The organism is Marivirga arenosa (assembly GCF_030503875.2).
GTDB lineage: Bacteria > Bacteroidota > Bacteroidia > Cytophagales > Cyclobacteriaceae > Marivirga > Marivirga arenosa.
Genome location: NZ_CP129968.2, coordinates 1512785 through 1535451 on the forward strand (window position 1 = coordinate 1512785; position 22667 = coordinate 1535451).

Genomic DNA, 22667 nt, shown 5'->3' on the forward strand with positions numbered 1-22667 from the left:
TTTTTAAAAACTGATCATAAAAATTATGAGCAATAGTGAAGCAATAGAAAAGAATGAAGATAAGATCCAGATTGTAGTTTTCCGATTAGGAGATGAAGAATATGGCCTTCATATAGATCAAATTAAAGAGGTTGTATTGACCCCTAATATTACAAAAATGCCTAAAACTCCAGATTATGTTAAAGGAGTAGCAAATATTAGAGGTAATGTTATAGCGATTGTTGATCTATCGCAAAAATTCGGATTAGAAGCTACTGCCACTAATATGGAATCAAGCTATACTTTAGTAATTGAAAGTGATGAATATAAAATGGGCTTGCTTGTGAAAGATGTGCCGAATACCCTTAGCATTAATGTAAGTACTATTGAGGATGATGTGTTTACTGGAGAATCATTTTCAGAGAAAACAAACTTCAGTGGTATAGTAAAAATGGAGGATAGATTAATTGTCTTAATTGATATAATTAATGTGATCACAGATCAGGAAGCTTCTCAACTATTCAATAAGCAGAAAGAAATAGCATGAAAAAGAAAGTGCTCTTCATAAGTGATTTTTATACCAGCTGTGATTTTACGGAAATGGTTTGCTATGGATTAGGATCTTGTATTGGACTTTTTCTACAAGATAGAAGATTAAAAATCACCTCAGGGGCACATATTCCAGTAGTAAAAACATGTGTGAACACAGGTTTTTTATCAGCTGAGGAAATAGTATATAAGATGTTTACTCAACTAGGAGAGTTAGGATCTGATTTAAAGGCTTTAAGAGCTAAAGTTGTTGGAGGAGCTAATCTTTATAATTCATCATTTGAAATAGGTAAAAGGAATATAGAAGCGATTAACGAGCTTTTATTATATAATAAGGTTTACATAGCAGGACAAGATTTAGGGGGTAATGTAGCTAGAACGGTTCATTTTGTATCCACTACTGGTGAGTGTCATATTCAAACTTCCTCTAGTAAAGGGTATATAATTTAATAAAATTAAAAATATGAGTAAGAATGTATTAATAGTAGATGATTCGATGTATATGCGTACTGTTATAAAAGACGCTTTGGAAGGTGGGGGGTATAAAATTATCGGCCAGGCTTCAACAGGTGAAGAAGCAATAGACTTAGCATTTGATCTTCAACCTGATATTATCACTTTGGATAATATACTTCCAGATATGATAGGTATTGATATTTTAAAGGTGTATAAAGATGAAGGATTACCTTCAAAAGTCGTAATGGTGAGTGCTGTAGGGCAAGAGTCAGTAATTCAGGAAGGATTAAAACTAGGTGCATTATCCTATATTTTAAAACCTTTTACTGGTGATCAATTAGTGAACGCTCTAAAAGAACTATGATTTAATGAGTACTAGTTCAAAGGTTAAAGTATTGTTAATTGAGGATTCTGGCTTAATGAGAATTATTCTTTCTGATATAATAAGAAAGAATAAAAACCTTGAATTAGTAGGTAGTGCTATCAATGGATTAGTGGGAATAGAAAAAGCTGAAGAGCTAATGCCTGACGTAATTTTAACGGATATGATAATGCCAGAATATGATGGCTTATATGTCGTTAAAAAGGCAAAAGAAAAAGGCCTTGAAATTCCAGTGATACTGCTGAGTTCCTTGGAAAAAGCAAATCCAATAATTTTTGAAGCTTTAAATGAAGGAGCTTTTGATTTTATTGACAAACCTACTGAAGATCAAATTGATAAAGGCTATCCTGAGTTAATACATTTTATTGAAACAGCTTCTAAAACCAATTTCTCAGCAGACCAAATAGGCCTTAATAAGCAAAATACTTTTGAGCATAGTTTTTCGAAGGAACTGAATTACAAAATATTAGTGGTAGGAGCTTCTACAGGAGGACCAGGTGCGGTTGAATTTTTATTAAATAATCTACCAAAAAATTTAGCGATACCAGTAATCATCATTCAGCATATGCCTCAAAGATTTATTGAAACTTTTACTGAGCGCTTAAAAGCGAGCACAGGCAAAAAAGTTGTGGCTGCAACATCTGGAACTCGAATTGAGTCAAACTATATCTATTTAGCACCTGCTGAATATAATTCACAAGTGGTTAAAAGTAATGGCTATGTTGAATTTAGAAAAGTGGATAAGAAATATCAAGCCTATAATTATCCTTCAATTGATTCGGTACTTGAGTCTGTTGCTGAAATTTATAAGGAAAAAACAATTGCTTGCATTCTTACTGGCATGGGAAAAGACGGGTCGGAATCTCTGATGAGAGTAAAAAAACACGGGGGTTTGACCATCGCTCAGAACCGAGATAGTTCAATTGTTTATGGAATGCCAAAAGAAGCATTTGAATCTGGAGCAGCAAGCTATCAATTAGAATTAAATGATTTCCCATCTTTTATAATTAGTGCTTTATGAGTAATCAGAAAAAAGAAAATGAATATAAAGAATTGTTTCTGGCGGAAGCAATGGATAATTATGAAGAGATCAGTAGGTTTTTAACGCAATTAGAAAAAAAAACGAATGACCAAGAACTTATACAATCTCTTTTTAGAATAACCCATACATTAAAAGGAAATGCTGCTGGAATGGGATTTAATGATATTGCAGATCTTGCTCATGTGCTTGAGGATATGTTTTCTGAAATCAGAGATCGTAAAATTGAATTAAGCGATGATGTTTTTTCTGCCATATTCAAGGGTACAGATGTGTTAGGGAATTTGATTTCAGCCATTAAGGAAGAAAAGACAGTTCGGTATAAAGGAATAAAAACTAAGTTAGAAGTAATTATAAGAAATGCTAATAAATCAGCTACAGGTGAATCTAAGGTTCCAGATTCAGTTGAGCCTGAAACAAAAAAAGAAAATATACCTAGCGCAAACGATAAAGACCATACAAAAGAAGAACTATATGGAGAAAATAATGATGAAACTCAAGCTTTAAATAATAAGGTAGGATTATCTGATTTGGTGCAAGTACCAGTAGGGAAACTTGACAATCTTCTGAATTTGGTAGGGGAATTAATTATTGAGCGAGATAGGCTCATTGCTATGAATTCAAATATTTCCAATACTGATTTTTCCAGACTTAACCGTATATCATCAGATCTTCAATATTCGGTTATGAATGTAAGGTTAGTACAGGTTGGTTTCTTACTAAATAAATTTCACCGAATCGTTAGGGATATTGCACATAAAGAAAGTAAAAAAGTAAACCTAATATTAGAAGGTGCTGAAACTGAGATTGACAGAAATATTCTTCACGTAATCAGTGATTCTATGATCCATTTAGTTAGAAATGCAATTGGTCATGGTATTGAAAAGGAAGAAGATAGAATTAAGAACAATAAGTCAGCTGAAGGTAACTTAATTATTAAGGCAAGTAGTGAGTCTGATAATGTTATTCTAGAAATTATTGATGACGGAGCCGGAATAAACCCTTCCAAGATAAAAGAAAAAGCGCTATCTAAAGGATTGATCAAAGCTCAAGATGTTGATCATATGAGTCAGGAGGAAATCCTGATGTTAATTTTCCGTCCTGGTTTTTCTACAAATGATCAAGTAAATGATATTTCTGGCAGAGGTGTGGGGATGGATGTAGTAAAACAATCATTAGACAGTATTGGCGGAACTATAAAGATTGATTCTGAAGTAGGTAAAGGTTCAACATTTACTTTAAATCTTCCTTCTTCAATGGCGGTGAAATCAACATTGCTTTTTGAGTTAGATAAGCAAGTATACGCTATACCTCTAAACTATACGGAATCAGTAATTTCAATTCAAAAAAAGGAAATAAGGAAGGCTTTTAATGGATGGGTTACGGTTAATCAGGGGAATACGGTTATTCTTGTTCACTTATCAGAAATACTTTCTAACTACAAATATTCTGCTGAAAACCAATCAAGACTGAAAGATAATGATGATGAAGATTCAATAAAGATCATAATTGTTAAGATTCAAGGTAAAAGACTGGGCTTTATAGTAGACCATTTACTTCAACAGAAAGAAATTATTGAAAAACCATTACTAAAGCCAGTTGAAAATAATCCCTTTCTAAGTGGAGTAACCATAATGGGGAATGGAAATGTTTGCTTGGTATTAAGTGTGCCAGGTATAGCTAATAGTTATTTAAAAAAAGTAAGTCAATACAATAAAAATAATATGCATGCATGAGGTAAGCAGAAAAAATCAGATAACAAATGTTTTTGAATATGGCCATAAACATGTGTTAGATTCTTTAGAAAAATTTACTAATAAGACCTTTAACCTTAAAATGCTTGACGCAAGATCATTTTGTAAAAACAAGATTAGAGAAGTTATAGGTAGTTTTTCTTTAGGTTCAGATTTAACCTTATTCAAAACAGAAATAATAGGTGATGTTTTTGGTAAAAGTTATTGGCTTGTTGACAATCATGCTAGAAAATACATAACCAATACTGATAACAATAACCAGGTCAGTATAGATTTCTCATATGAAATGTTAAGAGAGGTAGATAATATTATTTCTGCTGCTTTAATATCCCAACTCTCCAATAGGTTTTCATTAGAAATTTATGGTGATGTTCCAGAATTAGTGATGCCAGAATTAAAGCCACTAGAAGAAATCATTGAGAAAGACTTTATTAAATCAAGAGAAAATCTGTTTTTATACTTAGTTGAATTTCAAATTGAGGAATCGCCTAATGCTAAGTGTCTATTTTTTTGGTGTGTTGAAGAACACAAGTTAATAGAAGGATAAATTTAATCTCCACAATTATGACCAATAAAATTCTAAATATTTTATCCATACTGCTTGTAGGAGCTAGTTTGGTGATGTCATTTTTAGAGATAGAGATGAGATACTTAATTTTGGGGGCTTTATCTGTAGCTTTAATTTTTTTGATTATTAATTTTTTCACTTTTGTAAGAGTATCAAAAATTATTAAAAAGTGGAGTGGAGATTTTTACTGGTTAAATAAAGTCCTTCATCAATTTGATAAAAAGATGAAGGATTTTCAAGAATTAAAGGCAAATGTTAGCTATGCCTTTGCTGCAATAAATAATATAGGAGAGAAACAATTCTTGAATGAAATCAAAAATATTAATTCTGAGGCAATAAAATTTGATTTAGAAAAGGCACATAATAAAATATTGAAGCTCCGAAAGACAGAAGAGGAAAATGCATGGATAAATGAAGGTATTGCTCAAATTGCATCAATTAAAAACAGTGATAACAATATATCAGAATATTCTTTTCAAATTTTAAAGACCGTAATTTCTTATTTGAATTTAAATCAGGGTCAGTTTTTCATTAAAAAAACGGATGAGGAGGGTGATTATTTTGAATTGTCAGCAACATACGCCTTTGATCGCAGAAAATACTTTAAAAAGAAAATAAGAAAAGGACAGGGATTATTAGGTCAGCTATTTTACGATAAAGAATTACTCTATTTTACAGAGATACCTGAGGACTATATTCAAATTAAATCGGGTTTAGGAGATGCTTTGCCAAGGAGTATATGTTTGATTCCGTTTATTTCAGATGATAAGATATACGGAGCGATGGAAGTGGCATCTTTTCAAAATTTAGATAAAAACGATTTTGAATACCTAGAAAAAATTGCAGCAAGAATAGGTTTTAATCTCACATCTATTTCTAATCAGGCGAATACTGAGCGTATGTTAAAGGAATCTCAAGAGTTAACTCAAGAAATGAGGGCACAAGAGGAAGAGCTTAGACAGAATATGGAAGAATTGGAAGCTACTCAGAATCAAATGAATTCAAAGCAGAAGGAGATTAATGCTGTATTATCAGCCTTATCAACTGTAGAGTTGGATTTAGATGGGAGAGTAAATAGTGCTAATGAAGTATTCATGAGCATTACGGGATATAAAGATGAACAAATAGTTGGTAAGCCATATAGAAATTTAATTCCCCAGCACGGTAATGATCCTATCCAATATGAAATTATGTGGAATAGTATCTTAGAAGGTAGAACTTTTTCCGGAGAATTTAGAATTGTAAATGCTGAAGGAAACGAAATATGGATGGCTGGAAACTTCACACCTATTTTGAATGAAAATAATGAGCCTTATAAAGTAATGGTGATTTCATTATTTACGACCCAAGACAAGGAAAAGCTTATTGAATTTCAGGAAATAGTGGCTGTATTTAAAAATTGTTTCCCAATTGCAGAAGTATATCCAGACTTCAGGTTTAAAACAGCTAATGATTTATTCTTAAAAGAATTAGGAATAAAAAGACTTGAGTTGAGAAAAACACTCTTATCTGACTTTATTAAAAATGGGGTGCATGATAAAGTAAAAAAACAGCTAGAGGCGGAAAAAACTAGTCCTGAAAATATTGAGTTACTTTTAGAATTACAGGATGGCAATAAAAAGTCATTTAATTCTTCAATTCAAAAAATAGGTGTAAACGATAAAGAGAGAGCTTTATTAATACTTCAAAGATCTAATTAAATTGAATGAAACTAGAGGAAATATAGAAATTAGTGATGAAGAACTTCACTCTTTGACTGATGCTATTCAACAAAGACACGGAATAGATTTTAGTTGTTATGAAGTGAAGTCGTTAAGAAGAAGGTTGACCCGTACTTTAAGTGTATTCAATTTAGAATCTATTCATGAACTTTGGATGAAAATTTTAAGAGAACAGGAGTTTATTTATCCATTTATGGATGAAATTAGTGTTGGTCTAACTTCTTTGTTTCGAGATTCTAGTTTATGGAAGGCATTAGAAAAGAAAGTGCTTTTAGAATATACAAAAAAAGAAAAGCCTCTATCTATTTGGCATGCTGGATGTTCAACAGGAGAAGAGGTATATTCAATGGGAATTCTGCTTCAAGAGTTAAATATTCAAGATAATACTAAGGCATGGGCAACTGATATAAGTAATAAATCATTGAAGATTGCTCAGGATGGTGAATATCATAGAATGAAGTTTGCAGAGTATAACAAGAATTTAAATGAGTATAAGCTAAATCGAAATTTGGATAAGTTTACTGAGCCAGAGACACTTCCTAATCACTTCAAATTAAAGAGAAGTTTGATTTCACATGTTACCTGGGAACACCACAATCTTATTAGTGATGAATTTACTAAGAAATTTGATATTATCTTTTGTAGGAATGTAATGATTTATTTTGATGTAAATTCTAAAATTAAATTATTTAAAAAATTCTATAATAGTCTAAATCCAGGAGGGATTTTAATCATCGGATTTTATGATGCAGTGCTTCCATTTATAGATTCAATAGATTTTGAAATTCTAGATATTGATTCAAAAATCTTTATAAAAAAATAAGTTAATTTCGATTCAGGCCGATTATAAATTTTAGCAGTATTTTTCCTAGATAATTTAACTTCAAACTATTCAAAAACGGACAGAATCTGTCCTAAACCGAACAGCCACTAGTTAAGTAATCCTATCAATTTCATTTAAATGGGGATTTTCCCACTGGCTTAATAATTGAACATCAGAAAAAGATTGCAATAAATGCAACTATTTGTGGTTGTAAAACATCACTAAACCAAACTACTAATTCAACCTATTTAGAAGCACTTCTATATAAGCTGGCTCAGTAGCATAATTTCTAGCAGCAATCAACGGGACTAAAATATCCAGTACTATGAAGTATTTTCTAATACTAAGCGTAATTCTATTAAGTTTTAGTAGCTATTCTCAAGAGGTAGATTCTATATTCAGAAAGAATATCAATATCCCTAGAGTTACTGATGCTCCAAAAATTGATGGATTATTAGACGATGAAGCTTGGGAAGAAGCACCAATTGCTGCTGATTTTGTAGAACGAAACCCCAATAATGGAAGATCAATCCCCGATAGTCTTTCCACTGAAGTAAAGATTATATATGATGATTTGGGCATCTATTTTGGTGCAAAAATGAAGGATCCAGAGCCTCATAAAATTGCAACTGAATTAACGGAAAGAGATGATATAGGTGCAGATGACTTCTTTTTTATCCTTCTTAACGGATACAATGACCGACAGCAAAGTATGCAATTTATAGTAACTGCTGCGGGCGTTCAGTATGATGCAAAAATGACCAATGGACAAGAAGATAACTCTTGGGATGCAGTTTGGTATAGTGAGGTGAGTATAACTGAAGAGGGATGGGTGGCAGAAGTATTTATACCGTATTTTATTTTGAGATTTCCTAAGAAACAAATTCAAGAATGGGGCTTAAATATGGAAAGGGAAGTATTTAGAACTCGAACGCGATACAGTTGGAACCATGTCGATAATAAAAAAGGAGCATTTTCTTTATATGATGGAGAAATTCACGGCATTAAAAATATTGATACACCTACCCGCTTATCTTTCCAGCCCTATGTTTCTGCTTATGCCAATAATTATGATGGCAAGACCAATTATAATTTCAATGGGGGCTTAGATTTAAAATATGGAATTTCAGATGCATTTACTCTTGATATGATTCTTATCCCTGACTTTGGTCAAGCACGATTTGACAATAATGTATTAAACTTATCCGCATTTGAAGTACAATTTGCTGAACAAAGGCCATTTTTCACGGAAGGTACCGAGCTATTCTCCAAAGGAGATTTATTCTATTCTAGGCGTATTGGAGGTAGACCTTCTTCTGAAGTTGAGGCAGGTGACAATGAAGAGTTAGAATTTCAGCCCGATAAGGTTGATTTAATCAATGCTAGTAAAGTTTCAGGCAGAACAGAAAGTGGATTGGGAATTGGCGTTTTCAATGCCGTTACCAACGAAGCTTTTGCAAGTGTCAGAAATATAGAAACGAATGAGCTGAGATCGGAGAAAGTTGAGCCCTACACTAATTATAATATAACCGTTTTGGATCAAAGATATGGAGATAATAGTTCGGTATCTGTTGTGAATACCAATGTCACCAGGTTGGGAGATTTTAGAGATGCGAATGCTACAGGATTGTATATTAATCATACAAATAAAGCCAATACTTGGAATTATAGCGCCAGCACTGAAGGGAGTTGGGTATTTGAAAATAATGAAACTGTTTTTGGAACCGAAATTCAGGCGAGGGCGAATAAAATAAGTGGCGAGCACCGAATGTCTGGTCAAATAGATTTAAGAACCTTAGATTATAATATTAATGATTTGGGATTTTCTACCAATACTAATTACGTAAGATATATTGGGTATTATGGCTATCGTTATTTACAGCCAAAAGGAAATCTGAATAATATGTTTCTAAACTTTAACCTTTTCCATTTTAGAAGACTAGAACCAGATTTATTTAGTCATGTGACCTTTAATTTTAATTCTAGTTTCACTACGAAAGACTTCTTTAATTTTGGAGGAGGTTTTGAGCTTAGGCCTTTTGAAAACAATGATTTTTACGAACCTAGAGTTAATGGTCGTTATGTAGAGTTCCCGGGTTATCATGATCAATGGGTGTGGATGAATACAGATTTTAGGAAAGCTTTTGCTTTTGATGGTTTTGTAGATTGGTACAATTTCTTTGAGGAAGGAAGAAGTACATTGGTGAGTAGTTTAAATCCAAGATATCGTTTTTCGAATAAATTCAGTTTACGTTATGGCCTATTCGTAAATGAATCATTTAAAGAGCAAGGTTTTGTGGATATGGATGAGGAAGAGATCATATTTGGACAAAGGGATAGAGTGACATTAGAAAATTCGATTGGAGGTAATTACATTTTTAATAATAAAATCTCACTTAATCTCATATTCAGACATTATTATTCATCTGCTTTATACTCTAAATTATATAGTTTGGAAAATGATGGGGCACTATCGGAAGAAATAGAAAGAGAAAATATATATGATGTTACCTTTAATACCTGGAATCTGGATTTAAACTTTTCATGGTGGTTTGCACCAGGTAGTCAAATTACTATCCTTTATAGAAATGCTTTAGACAGCTATCTTGAAGAAAGTGGTCAGAGTTTTAATGAAAATTTTGATTACCTATTCAGTCATCCCCAAATGAATAGCCTTTCAATTCGGTTAAGTTACTTTCTTGATTATAATAGAATTAGAAATGCGTTCTCTAATAGTGATAATAGGCTGAGTAATAGGCCTAAGAAGATGAGTATAGGTTCATAAATTATCTCCATTATTAATCAATATCATAATTCCAAAACCAGTAGTTTTAATTTTTCATTCTGTATCTTTGTAGTTGCTATACTAACTATTAAGAATGCAAGAAGCTGAAAAATATAGTCGTTATTCCTTTTTACTTGATAAAACTGCAAAAAGGGTAAAGCAATACGCCAAGCAACGCTTTCGAGAATTAGGCTGGACTATTACCATTGATCAATGGGCAGTTTTAAAACAATTGCACGATAAAGGTGAAGTAAACCAAAGGGAATTGGCAACTAATACTTTTAAAGATCATCCTACCATGACTCGAATTATAGATCTTTTAAAAGATAAAGGTTTGATAGAGAGGAAACCACATCCAGCTGATAGAAGAAGCTTTATGATTGCTTTAACAAATGATGGGAATAAATTGGTAAACGAATGTTTACCAGAAGTACAGAACATAAGGATGAAGGCTTGGGAGAATCTTTCAGAAAAAGACTTTAAAGAATTCAAGCGTATATTGGAAAGTATATATGAAAACCTTTCTTAAAGTGAAGGTTTCTAACAATCGTATCTAATTTATTACATCAGTTCCAACCAAATTGATCTTTTGGGTATCTTTGTATAACACAATAGACAATACAATTATGAAGAAATTATTGAGTTTAATGCTTAGTATAAGCATATTGTTCACAGCTTGTAATTCAGATAATGAAGCTGAACAAGATCCTAAGCCCGTATTACCACCAGAATATTCAATGGCTCCTAACTTCGATGATTTCAAAGCAGATAATAATCAAAGAAATCAAACTATAGAGAACTGGTTTTATTCTGCTTTAAATGTAGGGGTTTATTCAGCAATATTAACAGGTGGATTAGCAATTCCAGTAACCGCTTTTAAAGCTACCATAAGTCAAAATCCAATATATGATACTGATAGTGGAGTATGGGTATGGGAAACTTCATTTACTAATAATGCAAATGATTTTTCAATCCGTTTAACAGCTGATGTAGTGGATGCTAATGTGAATTGGGTAGGTTCAATTTCATCAACGTCACTAAATGTAGAAAACTTTGTTTGGTTCGATGGTCAGTCTAATATAGATGGAAATAGCGGTACCTGGACACTCTATGAAAGCCCACAAAAGCCAACTGCATGGATAACTGCTGATTGGTCAAGAAATGAGGCTCAAACTGTAGCAAATGCTAATTTTACTATTGAAAAGGAAGGTGACTTATTAGGGAGTTACATCAACTATGCCATAGATGATGAAAATAATTTAGATCGTTCTGTTGAGATTTCAAATACTGAATCAGGGGATTTGATTGAAATATATTGGAATCAAGAATTAAAATTCGGTAGAGTAAAAAGCGAGAAATATTTTGGGGATACAGATTTCCATTGCTGGGATGAAGATCTTCAAGATGTAGAATGTGCGAACTAACCTATTTTGTTTTAAATTATTGCAAGCCTAGCTCTATTGAGTTAGGCTTTTTTTTCGACCAACCTCTGTTCTTTTATGTCAAAGAATTAAGTTGAATTATTATATTTGAAGATGTAAGCTAAAACTATGACAAACCATCAACCCATCCAGTTAACTCCAACTTTATCTCTTCATATTGACAATGCAGAGTTGAGAGGAGTATGGGTTACTTTTGAAAATAAAGAAGGAGTGAAAATTGCTGCATTTGTTGATCATATTTCCAGAACAATTTCCTCATTCACTTGTAAAGAACCATTAGATGTAATGATTTCCTTGGGTCATTTAATCAAAAATAATGAGGAAGAGATTTACTCATATTTTGAAAGTAATTCTTCAGAGTTAACGAGACTGGCAAGAGTTTCTAAATTGAATAATATCTCTTAATCCTCTATAAAATACATAATCATATCTTTCTTCATGATAAGAACATTAGATATAGAAATCTCCATAAAGATTCTATTCTTGAGTTTGTAAGTTTTCATTAAAGCTACCAAGAATCTAAAACTCTATGGGCTGCTGTAAACTATCAGATTATTGATTAATTAATTTTTGAGTTTAATAGTCATCTGTTTTTATGCTAATTAAGGCATTAATAATTGAATCATATGACTCTTCAGATGTTCGATTGAATTGAAACGGTGGTGGTGATGAATAATCATAAATTACTCCAATTTTACCTTTTTTATTCATGTAATCATAAAAATGATGATGTTTAGCTATATAATCCTTTAACCCAATTAGTACAAAATCAATATGGTTACCAGTTATTAGTAGGTATCGATCTTCTTCATAATATTTTGCTGATTCGAAATTTGTTCCATTTATTTTGAACTGGGTGATTTTTCCCAGGAACTTATCTTTTTCTTCTGCTGATAATAACGAACTTGGTAATGTTATCAATTTACTTATTGTTTGAACAAATAATATTTCTGACTTGCCCATTTCAAATTGATTAACTGATTGTATCATATCAAAAGAAACTGGATAAGTTTAATTTTATCTATTGTCAAATCTGGTAATATCGAATTAATAATTCACTTCATTGAAACTATTGCCATTCGAAGCTTTTTATAATTCAAAATTCTCTTATTCTAAACTATATATTTCTAGCATCGTAATTACAGCCATATAAAACTTTGCTATGACTGAAATTGATAAAACAAAACCTGTATTAGTGACAGGCGCTACAGGCTATGTTGCCGGATGGTTAGTTAAAAAATTACTGGATGAAGGTATAACCGTACATGCTGCAGTTAGAAACCCTGATAATAAGGAGAAAATCAGACATCTAGACGAAATCGCCAAGGATTCAAAAGGATCGATAAATTATTTTAAAGCCGATTTATTAGAAGATGGCTCTTATGCTGAAGCTATGAAGGGTTGTGAATTAGTTTATCATACGGCTTCTCCATTTACATCAAAATTTAAAAACCCACAAAAAGATTTGATTGATCCAGCAGTAAAAGGAACAGAAAATGTGCTGGAACAAGCTAATAAAACAGAAAGTGTAAAAAGAGTGGTGGTAACCAGCAGTTGTGCCGCTATTTATACAGATGCAATAGATTGTAAAAAAGCACCAAATGGAGTTTTAACCGAAGATGTATGGAATACCACTGCATCTATCCAACATCAACCGTATTCTTATTCAAAAGTCCTAGCCGAAAAGAAAGCCTGGGAAATTAATGAGCAACAAGATCAATGGGATCTAGTAACGATTAATCCTTCCTTAGTTTTAGGGCCAGCATTAAATGCACAATCTATTACTTCGGAAAGTTATAACATATTAAAACAAATAGGAGACGGGACCTTGAAACAGGGAGTTCCTAATGTTGGGATTGGTCTAGTGGATGTTAGAGATGTTGCAGACGCACATTATCAAGCAGGCTTTAAACCAAAGGCCTCAGGTAGATATATAACTTCTGCACACAATACTAATTTTCTTGAATTAGCGAATAATTTACAACCAAAATATGGAGATGATTATCCCATTCCGAATAAGGCATTACCAAAATGGTTATTAATGCTTATTGGACCTTTAATGTCAAAAACGACTACTCGTAGGTTCTTGAAAAATAATCTTAATATTCCATTTAAAGCTGATAATTCTAAAATTAAAAATGAATTAGAAATCCAATTTAGACCCATGCAAGAAACAATGGAAGATTCATTTGAGGTACTTATTAAAGCAGGAATGGTATAATTTTTTAAGATAGTTAGTAAAACAACTATTTTTATACGAACTTTGTAGCCGAAATTAAGTTATACCCTTTAATAACTTACAAAAAACAATGGTACAAACTGACATTTGCATAATCGGAGCAGGCCCTGTTGGCCTATTTGCTGTATTTGAAGCTGGATTATTAAAGTTACGTTGTCATTTAGTGGATGCACTACCACAAGTAGGAGGACAGCTTTCTGAAATTTATCCTCAAAAACCTATCTATGATATTCCAGGCTATCCTGAAGTGAAAGCACAAGAATTAGTAGATAATCTGATGGATCAAATAGAACCTTTCAATCCTACTTTTACATTAGGAGAAAGATTAGATCAAGTTGAAAAAACAGCAACTGGCTTTTATTTGAAAACCTCAGACGGGACTGAAATCGATTGTAAAGCAGTAGTGATTGCGGGAGGACTAGGTTGTTTTGAACCACGTAAACCACCTTTGAAAGAAATAGCTGACTTTGAAGGAAAAGGTGTTTCGTACATGGTGAAAGATCCTGAGCAATTCAGAGACAAAAACGTAATCTTAGCGGGTGGAGGTGACTCTGCCTTAGATTGGACTATTGAGCTTTCTAAAATTGCTAAAAAAATCACTTTGGTTCATAGAAATGAGACTTTTAGAGGTGCACCTGATTCCGCTGAAAAAGTATTTGAATTAGCCAAAGAAGGTAAAATTAATCTACTATTAAAAAGTAATTTAGCTTCTTTATCAGGAAATGGTCATCTAGAATCAGTTAAGATTAAAGGTGCAGATAAATCTGAAATGGAATTAGAAGCGGATTACTTAGTGCCATTATTTGGATTGAGTCCGAAATTAGGTCCTATAGCGGATTGGGGCTTAGCTATTCATAAAAACCAAATAGAGGTAAATACTGAGGATTATTCAACTAATGTTCCTGGTATTTATGCAATTGGAGATATCAATACGTATAAAGGTAAATTAAAACTAATCCTTTGTGGCTTTCATGAAGCAGCTCTAATGGCTCAGTCAGCATTTAAACATATCTATCCAGATAAGCACTTAAGTTTTAAATACACTACCGTAAACGGTATCGAATCATTTTAAATATAACATTAGAATAAAAGACCTATCAGGTTTTCAAAACCTGACAGGTCTAGTTAATTTTAAGTATGAGTGATATAAAAATTAAAGTTCAGGATTATTCAGGTGAAGTAAAAGAACTTGAAGCACCTACTGATATGGGTTTAAGTTTAATGGAATTCCTGAAAGCGAATGAATATCCAATTTTAGCTACTTGTGGAGGCATGGCATTATGTGCTACCTGTCATGTAAAAGTAGAGGAGGGAATGGATGCTTTAAATGAGCCCGGAGATCAAGAAATGGATCAGTTGGATATATTGCCTAATGCTGAATTTAATAGTCGTTTAGCTTGTCAATTGCGATTACATCCTGATATGGATGGTTTATCTATACGCCTAGCTGCCGATGAAGATCAAGAATAAATTGAGTATAAATTTCTTTTATTGAAGCACTTGCAGAAATGTAAGTGCTTTTTTGTTTGGTACAGAAAGGATTGCTAATTGTGATGAGATGGTAATAGAAAAATATTGTCAGACGACAGTCAGACAAAAAAATGTTAGCGTCTGACTTTCATCTGACACTAACATTCATCATGAGATAATATTAAATTAGAATATCTTGGATTAAGCTTATTTAAGTAAGATTCCTGCCTCCGCAGGAATGACGCTCCAAGTGAGCTAGTCATAATAAGCAATCCGATGTAGAATACACCCAATACCTAAAATCCAAATTCAAACACCCTTCAGTCCTCATCTAATACCCCAATATCTCCTCAATCTGAGCAGCCACTTTCTCAGCATTTGGAAGCATAGCTTTTTCCCATTCTACATTCAAACCAATAGCTGGTAAATTCAATGCGCCATAAGCTCTAACTGGAGCATCTAATTTTTCAAAACAATGCTGGTTTAATCTTCCGGCTAAAGATTCAGCAAAAGAATTCAGTAAGGGTTCTTCGGTTAGTACTAGAGCTCTTCCGTGTCTTTCAACGCTTCCCTTCACAGTTTCCCAATCTATTGGATTTAAAGTTCTTAAGTCCACGATTTCAACCTGTCCCTCAAAATTTTCAGCTGCTGCCTTAGCCCAATAGATTCCCATTCCATAGGTGATAATAGTCATACTCTCCCCATTATCAATCATGTCTTGATCAGCCTCCTGTTCAATTCTAGCTTTTCCTAATGGAACAATATAATCCTCATCAGGCTCATGGTTTTTAGCACCATCTGTTCCAGGTACCTTCGACCAGTATAAACCTTTATGCTCCAGCATTACCACGGGATTTGGATCATGAAAGGCAGCTTTCATCAAGCCTTTCATATCTGCAGCATTAGAAGGATACACAATTTTGATTCCTCTTATCGTAAGAAGTGTTGATTCAACAGAACCACTGTGGTAAGGACCGCCACCACCATAAGCCCCAATAGGAACTCTGATTAAGGATTGAATAGGGAATTTACCATTCGATAAATAGCATGATTTAGACAGCTCTTCTACCAGCTGGTTAATACCTGGCCAGATGTAATCTGCAAATTGGATTTCAACAATTGGTTTAGCTCCAACAGCTGACATACCCGCAGTACTTCCTATAATATAGGCTTCTTGGATAGGAGTATTAAATACTCTACCATCACCATACTTTTTAGCTAGGTTAGCGGCCTCACGGAATACACCACCTAGTGTTCCGCCCACATCCTGTCCGTAAAATAAAGCTTCAGGATTGTTTTTCAAGATATCATCCATGGCATGCAAGGCGGCATCCACCATCACTGATTTTTCAGCACCTTTAGGTTTACGTTCTCCTTTTTCCTCGGTGATTGGACTTTCAGCAAACTCATGTAATTCAACATCAGCAGGATCAACATCTTCAGCATCAATCGCTTTTTGGAAGGCATCATTAGCAGTTTGTATCGCTTCTTCTTCGAGTTCTTTTAGAAACTTCTCATCATATCCATTATCCATCAAGTAGCTATGGAATTTTGGAATAGGGTCACCCATTGCATGGATTTCTAAATCTTCCTCGCCTCTGTACCATTCTTTTCTTACACCAGAAGTATGATGACCTAATAAAGGACAGTTTGCATGAAGTAAAACGGGCCCTTTTCTATTTCTTACATATTTGATAGCATCGGCCATTTTAGTGTAGGAATCAGCAAAATCAGATCCGTTAGCTTGCATTCTCTTTAAGCCTTTAAATCCAGCTGCATATTCATAAGCATCCATAGCTCTCATTTCTTTTCCTGTTGCGGAAATCCCCCAATCGTTATCTTGTACTAGATAAATGATAGGGAGGTTTTTCAGAACGGCCATTTGAAAAGCTTCTGCTACTTCACCCTCTGTAACAGAACCATCACCCAATGAACAAACTACTACTGGTTTTTCTCCTTCAGCTCCTAATCCGTGTTCTTCTTTAAATTTTAAACCATGAGCCATACCTGTAGCTGGGATAACTTGCATCCCAGTGGCTGAACTTTGATGTGGGATGGTTGGCATTCCTTCTCTTTTTAAAGAAGGGTGGTTGTAATAGGTTCTTCCACCAGAAAATGGATCATCTTTTTTAGCCATAAGTTGAAGCATTAATTCATAAGGCTCCATACCAATACCTAATAAAATACTTTCATCTCTGTAATAGGGAGCCAAAAAATCTATTGGCTTTAACTGCATAGAGGCTGCTAATTGAATAGCCTCATGTCCTCGAGAAGTACTATGAACATATTTTGATGCAATTGCTTTGTTTTCATCATAAAGCTCAGCCATCCTTTTGGCTGTATGCATTAATCGATATGCTCTCTCTAAAATGTCTTTCGATATACTGGATTTAGTCTTCTTGGCAGTCTTAACACTCATGCTCTAATCTTTTTTCGTTTCCTAGTTCAAAATTAATGAATTCTTTGTTTTTCCTTACGATTGTTAGGTAGATATTTTGATATACGGTTCTCTTCTATTTTTGGGTACAATTTCTACCATTTTATAGGTTTTATCATATCACCAAGAAGATATGCAAATCACCTTACTAATAATTTAAGTAAAGTTAAAATGTTTTATTATAGATTGATATTCTGTTAGTTATAAATATTTTCTGAAGAAATGCTATTATTTATAGTTGTCGATTCTGAATATTTTATAAATTGATTGTGTATTTATTCAACTTTAAAATATATGGCGAAGGCTAAGAAAGAAAAGAAAGTATTTGTTCTAGATACTTCAGTTATAATTTACTCGCATGATTCAATTATGAACTTTGCTGAGCATGATGTAGCAATACCAATTACTGTTTTGGAGGAGCTAGATCAATTTAAAAAAGGCAACGATACCAAAAATTTTGAAGCTCGCGAGTTTATTCGAATGATTGATAAATTAGCCGATGGTCGTTCTTTAAGTGATTGGATTCCGCTAAATGGAAAAAGTAAAGGGGTATTTAAAGTATTAATGCCTAGAAAAGAATCTAAAAATGATAATCCAATATTTTTAGAAGATATACCTGACCATAAAATTTTAGGTAGTGCAGTTCAATTGCAGGAAGAACTAAAAGATAAAACCGTTATTTTAGTCACAAAGGACATTAATTTAAGATTAAAAGCTAAAAGTTGCGGTTTAAGATCTGAAGATTATCAAACTGGAAAAGTAAAGGATGTGAGTGATTTACATACTGGTAAACAGCAAGTAGAAACAGTTTCTTCAGATACTATAAATCAACTATACGATACTTTTCATTGCGACCCTAAGGATGTTTTGGGAAAGAAAAAACCAATGAATAACACCTTTTACATTTTGAAGAGTAATAAGAGTTCTGCCTTAGGCTTTTATAATTCTGTTACAGATCAGATTGATAAAGTAGATAAAATCTCAGCTTACGGGATTAAACCTAAAAATGCGGAGCAAGCTTTTGCTATTCATGCTTTACTGAACCCTGAAATTAAATTGATGACTTTACAAGGAGTAGCAGGAACAGGTAAAACTTTAATTGCCTTAGCTTCTGCTTTAGAGCAAAGGAAAAATTTCAAACAGATTTACCTAGCAAGACCCATTGTTCCTTTGTCAAATAAGGACATTGGATATTTACCTGGTGATGTGAAATCAAAGCTGAATCCGTATATGGAACCACTTTGGGATAATTTGAAGTATATTCAAAATCAGTACCAAGAGCATGAGCGTGAGTTTATGAATATTACCGACATGGTTAATAAAGAGAAATTGATGATTCAACCTTTAGCCTACATTCGAGGTAGGAGTTTATCCAATATTTACTTCATAGTAGATGAAGCTCAAAATTTAACTCCTCATGAGGTGAAAACGATTATCACCAGGGCAGGGGAGAACACCAAGATCGTTTTTACGGGGGATGTAAATCAAATTGATACGCCTTATTTAGATTCACAGTCCAACGGACTGAGTTATTTAATTGATAAAGTGAAAGGTCACGAATTATATGCCCATGTGACACTAGAAAAAGGGGAACGGTCTGAATTGGCTAATTTGGCGAATGATGTTTTGTAATAAGGAAACCTGTCAGGTTTACATTTAATTATATGGATGAGGAAATAATAATTTTGCAATTCTAAATTGTAGAAACCTGACAGCTTTTAGCACGGGCATAAATGAGTGAAAAATTTAAAAATACTTACAGAATTGCATTTGTAAGAAGGTAATGACAGATACCAAAACCCTTGCAAAAATTCGGTTTGATTTATTATCGGTGTATTGACTTTGTACTCAAAGGGTCTTTACAATTCAGGATAAAAATCTTTTAATGAATGTGTATAATAGGATGTGTTAAGTCTGAATATTTTTTGAAAATAGGCAGGTTGTATCGCATCTTTTGAATAAAGTGTGAGACTTTTTTTATTTCCTACTACTCGATCCCAAATACCAATACCCCCTTGATTTAAATTTACGGTGAAATAATAAAGGTAAGGGCCTATCCATTTAATATAGTCTTCTTTTGTAGTGGTTTTGTTTGGATTAATCAGATCAAAATCCAGCTTATTTTTAATTCTATATTGCAATTCAATAGCGTTTAATGGCTCTCCATTTACAATGGGTATTACACCAAATTGAGGATCGAAATACATCCATTTTTTTAGGTCAGCTATATATACTTCATTTACAACGTGACCACCACCTGATTGAATTTCACTTATGTCTTTGGTCATTAAACCGAGTCCTCTGACTTTAAAGCCAAGCGAAGCCAAACACTGTCTTGCAACAGTGCTATATTCAACACACCTAAATCTTTCTCCTTTTTCAGCTTGTTCCAATATATAAAGCGCATTATTATGCTCTGGAGTATTACAACAATCGTGTTCCCACCTACCCTGAACCCAGCTTTGAACCGCTAATATTTTATCAAAATCAGTTTCAGCATCCTTTGTTAATGTGTCTAATTGATATTTATTTCTTAAAACTGTATAGAAAGAATCAGCGCTATGGTCAACATACTTAATGTCGAACTGATTCGTACTAAGCGTATCAAATGCTAAATGATACATAGTTTGATCTCTTGTTTCTTTACCCAGCGGAATTAAAACACCTAGACGTGGAGATAAATAGAAGGAAAAAGAAACAAGTGCAATGAATAAAACTAATAAGATTCTAAGGCTGATTTTAAGCATGATAGTTCGAAATGTATATTATACAATTGTAAAGTATAAGAATACCTTTGCTTTTCCAACATCTTAACTAGAAATGGATCATTTTGCCTTGCAAATTGGTTTCTGCCTCAGGTAAAATTTCACAATTATCCCATATGCCACTAAGCAAGGTTTTGGCATAGGCTTCAGGAAGCGAGTTTTCTACCATTAATTTATTGGTCTTTATATGATCATATTCCATTTGGTGCGGTGTTACATCATATTTTTCATTTAATTCAATAAACCAAACGGAAGTTTGACCATCATTTGCAGGCATTCCTATTACTCCAGCATTCACCCATTTCATACTGTCTTTCTGATCGGTAAAAGGTAATCCACAATGCCCAGCTATAATGATATCAGCATTTGTTGCTTTAAATTGCCTTTCTTTTTCCTCCCATGGAGTAGATTTGAAAATAAAATCAGAAGTGCCAGTATAGGAGCCATGCACCATCACTACTTTCTTACCTCCATAATGGAATGAAATATGTTCGGGTAATTCTTTCATCCAATTAATAGAATCTTCTGAAAGCTTTGATTGAGCATAAGGATACCATTGTCTTGAAAATACATCGCATCTGCTCCCTTCATCAAAATCACATCCACAATCATCTTCTCCAGATGCTAATTGCAATTCTACATTACCTGCTATACAGTTTATTCCCCATTCTTTAACCAGCTGAACACATTCCTCGGGTTGAGCACAATAACCAGCCACATCACCAGTGCAAAAAATATTTTGTGATGAAATGTCTCTTGCATCTGCATATTCTTTTAAGCTTTCCAGTGCTTGTAGATTGCTGTAAACCCCACCAAAAACAATAATTTCACCCTTTATTTCACCTATATTTTTCATGATATCGTTTTTATACTTTCTGCTTGATTTGATTTATTATTTGAAACGAGTATGGGAATTATATATCCTACAAAACATAAAATACTCCCCCAAATATTTGCTGACAGTAAATTAGCGTAAGGACCTTCAGTTAAGATCATTATTTCAGGAAATGCATCGAATGCATGAATTAAACCTACTAGTATTCCACTAAAAATTGCTAAGAAAAATGATAATTTGGGTGCTTTCAAATTCCATAATAAGAATATCGGAGCTAGACCTAAAACCATGGTTCCACTAATAGTTGTAGCAGAAAGAATTGTTGGATTTAAGAAAATGGGAATTGTACCCAAAACTGCTAAAATCACCATAACTATCCTTCCCATTTTAACCGTTGGTAACTTTTGAAGTTTTAAATCAATAATGCTTAGTTTTGAAAATGATGAAAAAGCAGAATCTAGAGTTGATGCAGCTGAAGTAACCATGATAAAATTGAGCATAAGCATACTTCCTACACCTAAATATTTACCAACTTCTACAGCCGCTTGCCCTTTCAAACCTTTAAATTGAGCAAAAATACCTATTAACGAAAACAGAGTAATACATACAAAACCTATGATTGCAGCTGCAATAAAGCTTTTTAAAGTTTGCTTGGGTGGGCTAATAAAACCTCGGTCTGTCATAACAGAATCGTGGAAAGGGTAGCTGAAAATTTGTAAAAAGGCAACTAACAAAAGACCAAGACCGCCAGCAAAATTCCATTCTCCTGTTCCTACATAGTTGCTTATGTTTTGAGATTCATCTGTCATAATTAACTTAAGTAAAACAAACAGTAAAATTCCAAAGAACACCATCTGAATAGCATCAGTTAAAAGTGAACTTCTTAATCCCCCTTTTAATGTATAGGCTAATGTTAACGCAGTAAAAACTATAATAGCAAGGTAATAAGGTTGGCTTCCCATTTCACCAAAATAGCTGCCAATTACCATGGTGTTTGACCATACTTCATTGAATAAACGGATGGCAATTAATACGGAAAAAATCAAAACTGCATTAGAACCAAATTTCGACCTTAAGAAATGATGAATGCTATTAAAATTACCTTTCGTTCTGAGTTTATATATTATTATTCCAGCAACTATGAAGGATAAATAATAAGTAGCATACGCAATACCGCCCACCATTCCATATTCGAGTCCTAAATTAGCAGCATTAGTTATTGATTTAGCAAATATCCAAGAGATCACCAAGCTGCTAGTGAGCATAATGATATTGGGCTGCTTTCCTTTTACAGACAATGCACTAAAAAATTCAGATGGTTTTTTTGAAAAGGGAGCTAGAAAGAAAAACAGGAGGCTGCTTACGATAATCAGCCCCCATTGATAGATTTCAATATCTTGCATAAACACAAAACTAATAGTAT

The 22667-nt window shown here is 33.3% G+C and carries 21 protein-coding genes; 16 read left to right on the forward strand and 5 right to left on the reverse strand.

Annotation, left to right across the window (positions count from 1 at the left end):
- Window positions 1–25 precede the first annotated feature (25 nt).
- From QYS47_RS06545 to QYS47_RS06600, 12 genes are all read left to right on the forward strand, one after another.
- A complete protein-coding gene (locus tag QYS47_RS06545; RefSeq protein WP_322348108.1) occupies window positions 26–526 on the forward strand; it encodes a chemotaxis protein CheW in 501 nt (166 codons plus the stop codon).
- The gene (locus QYS47_RS06550) at window positions 523–978 is read left to right on the forward strand and encodes a chemotaxis protein CheD (protein ID WP_302127156.1); all 456 of its coding nucleotides are present in this window, start codon (window positions 523–525) and stop codon (window positions 976–978) included. Before QYS47_RS06545 ends, QYS47_RS06550 begins: the two co-directional genes overlap by 4 nt.
- 13 nt (window positions 979–991) lie before the next feature.
- Complete coding sequence (locus QYS47_RS06555) at window positions 992–1348, forward strand: response regulator (RefSeq protein WP_322348109.1); 357 nt, start codon at window positions 992–994, stop codon at window positions 1346–1348.
- 4 nt (window positions 1349–1352) lie between these two features.
- Window positions 1353–2387, forward strand: coding sequence for a chemotaxis protein CheB (locus QYS47_RS06560; RefSeq protein ID WP_302127154.1), 1035 nt, complete (start codon window positions 1353–1355; stop codon window positions 2385–2387).
- Window positions 2384–4141: a chemotaxis protein CheA gene (locus tag QYS47_RS06565; RefSeq protein WP_322348110.1), complete on the forward strand. Its 1758-nt coding sequence runs from the start codon at window positions 2384–2386 to the stop codon at window positions 4139–4141. Before QYS47_RS06560 ends, QYS47_RS06565 begins: the two co-directional genes overlap by 4 nt.
- The gene (locus QYS47_RS06570) at window positions 4134–4706 is read left to right on the forward strand and encodes a hypothetical protein (RefSeq protein WP_302127151.1); all 573 of its coding nucleotides are present in this window, start codon (window positions 4134–4136) and stop codon (window positions 4704–4706) included. Before QYS47_RS06565 ends, QYS47_RS06570 begins: the two co-directional genes overlap by 8 nt.
- Before the next feature lie 17 nt (window positions 4707–4723).
- The gene (locus tag QYS47_RS06575) at window positions 4724–6427 is read left to right on the forward strand and encodes a PAS domain S-box protein (RefSeq protein ID WP_322348111.1); all 1704 of its coding nucleotides are present in this window, start codon (window positions 4724–4726) and stop codon (window positions 6425–6427) included.
- A 1-nt stretch (window position 6428) separates the two neighbouring features.
- Window positions 6429–7271 (forward strand): CheR family methyltransferase, encoded by an 843-nt coding sequence (locus QYS47_RS06580; protein WP_302127146.1) that lies wholly within the window; start codon window positions 6429–6431, stop codon window positions 7269–7271.
- Between the two features lie 325 nt (window positions 7272–7596).
- Entirely contained in the window at window positions 7597–10056 is a 2460-nt protein-coding gene (locus QYS47_RS06585; RefSeq protein ID WP_322348112.1) for a DUF5916 domain-containing protein, read from the forward strand.
- 94 nt (window positions 10057–10150) lie between these two features.
- The gene (locus tag QYS47_RS06590; RefSeq protein WP_322348113.1) at window positions 10151–10585 is read left to right on the forward strand and encodes a MarR family winged helix-turn-helix transcriptional regulator; all 435 of its coding nucleotides are present in this window, start codon (window positions 10151–10153) and stop codon (window positions 10583–10585) included.
- Window positions 10586–10682: 97 nt separating this feature from the next.
- Window positions 10683–11480 (forward strand): hypothetical protein, encoded by a 798-nt coding sequence (locus QYS47_RS06595; protein ID WP_308357292.1) that lies wholly within the window; start codon window positions 10683–10685, stop codon window positions 11478–11480.
- 126 nt (window positions 11481–11606) lie between these two features.
- Window positions 11607–11903, forward strand: a complete 297-nt coding sequence (locus tag QYS47_RS06600) for a hypothetical protein (protein WP_322348114.1) — start codon at window positions 11607–11609, stop codon at window positions 11901–11903.
- A gap of 171 nt (window positions 11904–12074) precedes the next feature.
- On the opposite strand, the gene QYS47_RS06605 is transcribed toward QYS47_RS06600, so the two are convergent.
- A complete protein-coding gene (locus QYS47_RS06605) occupies window positions 12075–12488 on the reverse strand; it encodes a hypothetical protein (RefSeq protein ID WP_322348115.1) in 414 nt (137 codons plus the stop codon).
- Between the two features lie 172 nt (window positions 12489–12660).
- Here QYS47_RS06605 and QYS47_RS06610 point away from each other — a divergent pair, with 172 nt between their 5' ends.
- The 3 genes from QYS47_RS06610 (at window position 12661) to QYS47_RS06620 (ending at window position 15207) form a co-directional block, all read left to right on the forward strand.
- Window positions 12661–13719 (forward strand): NAD-dependent epimerase/dehydratase family protein, encoded by a 1059-nt coding sequence (locus tag QYS47_RS06610; RefSeq protein WP_322348116.1) that lies wholly within the window; start codon window positions 12661–12663, stop codon window positions 13717–13719.
- Window positions 13720–13807: 88 nt separating this feature from the next.
- On the forward strand, window positions 13808–14809 hold the full coding sequence (locus tag QYS47_RS06615; RefSeq protein WP_308357286.1) for an NAD(P)/FAD-dependent oxidoreductase: 1002 nt from the start codon (window positions 13808–13810) through the stop codon (window positions 14807–14809).
- Between the two features lie 65 nt (window positions 14810–14874).
- Window positions 14875–15207 (forward strand): 2Fe-2S iron-sulfur cluster-binding protein, encoded by a 333-nt coding sequence (locus QYS47_RS06620; RefSeq protein WP_308357285.1) that lies wholly within the window; start codon window positions 14875–14877, stop codon window positions 15205–15207.
- Window positions 15208–15538: 331 nt separating this feature from the next.
- Here the strand turns inward: QYS47_RS06620 and QYS47_RS06625 are convergent, their stop codons facing one another.
- Window positions 15539–17626 carry an alpha-ketoacid dehydrogenase subunit alpha/beta gene (locus QYS47_RS06625; RefSeq protein ID WP_322348117.1) on the reverse strand — a complete coding sequence of 696 codons (2088 nt, stop codon included), beginning with the start codon at window positions 17624–17626 and terminating at the stop codon, window positions 15539–15541.
- Between the two features lie 312 nt (window positions 17627–17938).
- On the opposite strand from QYS47_RS06625, the gene QYS47_RS06630 reads away from it, so the two are divergent.
- Window positions 17939–19276 carry a PhoH family protein gene (locus tag QYS47_RS06630; protein WP_322348118.1) on the forward strand — a complete coding sequence of 446 codons (1338 nt, stop codon included), beginning with the start codon at window positions 17939–17941 and terminating at the stop codon, window positions 19274–19276.
- Between the two features lie 227 nt (window positions 19277–19503).
- Here QYS47_RS06630 and QYS47_RS06635 read toward each other — a convergent pair whose 3' ends face one another.
- The 3 genes from QYS47_RS06635 to QYS47_RS06645 form a co-directional block, all read right to left on the reverse strand.
- On the reverse strand, window positions 19504–20391 hold the full coding sequence (locus QYS47_RS06635) for a transglutaminase-like domain-containing protein (protein WP_322348119.1): 888 nt from the start codon (window positions 20389–20391) through the stop codon (window positions 19504–19506).
- Window positions 20392–20458: 67 nt separating this feature from the next.
- A complete protein-coding gene (locus QYS47_RS06640) occupies window positions 20459–21265 on the reverse strand; it encodes a metallophosphoesterase family protein (protein WP_322348120.1) in 807 nt (268 codons plus the stop codon).
- Window positions 21262–22647 (reverse strand): sodium:solute symporter family transporter, encoded by a 1386-nt coding sequence (locus QYS47_RS06645; protein ID WP_322348121.1) that lies wholly within the window; start codon window positions 22645–22647, stop codon window positions 21262–21264. The genes QYS47_RS06640 and QYS47_RS06645 overlap by 4 nt, the downstream gene beginning before the upstream one ends.
- Window positions 22648–22667 lie beyond the last annotated feature (20 nt).

What these genes read in the sequence shown, in the direction of transcription:
- QYS47_RS06545 (WP_322348108.1), top strand. Translation starts at nt 26, where the DNA reads ATGAGCAATAGTGAAGCAATAGAAAAGAATGAAGATAAGATCCAGATT.
- QYS47_RS06550 (WP_302127156.1), top strand. Translation starts at nt 523, where the DNA reads ATGAAAAAGAAAGTGCTCTTCATAAGTGATTTTTATACCAGCTGTGAT.
- QYS47_RS06555 (WP_322348109.1), top strand. Translation starts at nt 992, where the DNA reads ATGAGTAAGAATGTATTAATAGTAGATGATTCGATGTATATGCGTACT.
- QYS47_RS06560 (WP_302127154.1), top strand. Translation starts at nt 1,353, where the DNA reads ATGAGTACTAGTTCAAAGGTTAAAGTATTGTTAATTGAGGATTCTGGC.
- QYS47_RS06565 (WP_322348110.1), top strand. Translation starts at nt 2,384, where the DNA reads ATGAGTAATCAGAAAAAAGAAAATGAATATAAAGAATTGTTTCTGGCG.
- QYS47_RS06570 (WP_302127151.1), top strand. Translation starts at nt 4,134, where the DNA reads ATGCATGAGGTAAGCAGAAAAAATCAGATAACAAATGTTTTTGAATAT.
- QYS47_RS06575 (WP_322348111.1), top strand. Translation starts at nt 4,724, where the DNA reads ATGACCAATAAAATTCTAAATATTTTATCCATACTGCTTGTAGGAGCT.
- QYS47_RS06585 (WP_322348112.1), top strand. Translation starts at nt 7,597, where the DNA reads ATGAAGTATTTTCTAATACTAAGCGTAATTCTATTAAGTTTTAGTAGC.
- QYS47_RS06590 (WP_322348113.1), top strand. Translation starts at nt 10,151, where the DNA reads ATGCAAGAAGCTGAAAAATATAGTCGTTATTCCTTTTTACTTGATAAA.
- QYS47_RS06595 (WP_308357292.1), top strand. Translation starts at nt 10,683, where the DNA reads ATGAAGAAATTATTGAGTTTAATGCTTAGTATAAGCATATTGTTCACA.
- QYS47_RS06600 (WP_322348114.1), top strand. Translation starts at nt 11,607, where the DNA reads ATGACAAACCATCAACCCATCCAGTTAACTCCAACTTTATCTCTTCAT.
- QYS47_RS06605 (WP_322348115.1), bottom strand. Translation starts at nt 12,488, where the DNA reads ATGATACAATCAGTTAATCAATTTGAAATGGGCAAGTCAGAAATATTA.
- QYS47_RS06610 (WP_322348116.1), top strand. Translation starts at nt 12,661, where the DNA reads ATGACTGAAATTGATAAAACAAAACCTGTATTAGTGACAGGCGCTACA.
- QYS47_RS06615 (WP_308357286.1), top strand. Translation starts at nt 13,808, where the DNA reads ATGGTACAAACTGACATTTGCATAATCGGAGCAGGCCCTGTTGGCCTA.
- QYS47_RS06620 (WP_308357285.1), top strand. Translation starts at nt 14,875, where the DNA reads ATGAGTGATATAAAAATTAAAGTTCAGGATTATTCAGGTGAAGTAAAA.
- QYS47_RS06625 (WP_322348117.1), bottom strand. Translation starts at nt 17,626, where the DNA reads ATGAGTGTTAAGACTGCCAAGAAGACTAAATCCAGTATATCGAAAGAC.
- QYS47_RS06630 (WP_322348118.1), top strand. Translation starts at nt 17,939, where the DNA reads ATGGCGAAGGCTAAGAAAGAAAAGAAAGTATTTGTTCTAGATACTTCA.
- QYS47_RS06635 (WP_322348119.1), bottom strand. Translation starts at nt 20,391, where the DNA reads ATGCTTAAAATCAGCCTTAGAATCTTATTAGTTTTATTCATTGCACTT.
- QYS47_RS06640 (WP_322348120.1), bottom strand. Translation starts at nt 21,265, where the DNA reads ATGAAAAATATAGGTGAAATAAAGGGTGAAATTATTGTTTTTGGTGGG.
- QYS47_RS06645 (WP_322348121.1), bottom strand. Translation starts at nt 22,647, where the DNA reads ATGCAAGATATTGAAATCTATCAATGGGGGCTGATTATCGTAAGCAGC.